At 47.3% G+C, this 550-nt stretch carries 1 protein-coding gene; it reads right to left on the reverse strand.

Going from position 1 to position 550, the window contains the following annotated elements; all coding sequences use genetic code 11:
- A partial coding sequence (locus IF83_RS32810; RefSeq protein ID WP_158100155.1) for a serine hydrolase occupies positions 1-533 on the reverse strand: 533 nt, incomplete at its 3' end.
- Between the last annotated feature and the right edge of the window lie 17 nt (positions 534-550).

Below are 550 nucleotides of genomic sequence, written 5' to 3' on the forward strand. Positions count from 1 at the left end.
GTGTCACGCTCGTCGTTTGGTATGGCTTCATTCAGCTCCGGTTCCCAACGATCAAGGCGAGTTACATGATCCCCCATGTTGTGCAAAAAAGCGGTTAGCTCCTTCGGTCCTCCGATCGTTGTCAGAAGTAAGTTGGCCGCAGTGTTATCACTCATGGTTATGGCAGCACTGCATAATTCTCTTACTGTCATGCCATCCGTAAGATGCTTTTCTGTGACTGGTGAGTACTCAACCAAGTCATTCTGAGAATAGTGTATGCGGCGACCGAGTTGCTCTTGCCCGGCGTCAATACGGGATAATACCGCGCCACATAGCAGAACTTTAAAAGTGCTCATCATTGGAAAACGTTCTTCGGGGCGAAAACTCTCAAGGATCTTACCGCTGTTGAGATCCAGTTCGATGTAACCCACTCGTGCACCCAACTGATCTTCAGCATCTTTTACTTTCACCAGCGTTTCTGGGTGAGCAAAAACAGGAAGGCAAAATGCCGCAAAAAAGGGAATAAGGGCGACACGGAAATGTTGAATACTCATACTCTTCCTTTTTCAAT

Origin of the sequence: Streptomyces albus subsp. albus (assembly GCF_000719865.1) — a bacterium.
Lineage (GTDB): Bacteria > Actinomycetota > Actinomycetes > Streptomycetales > Streptomycetaceae > Streptomyces > Streptomyces albus_E.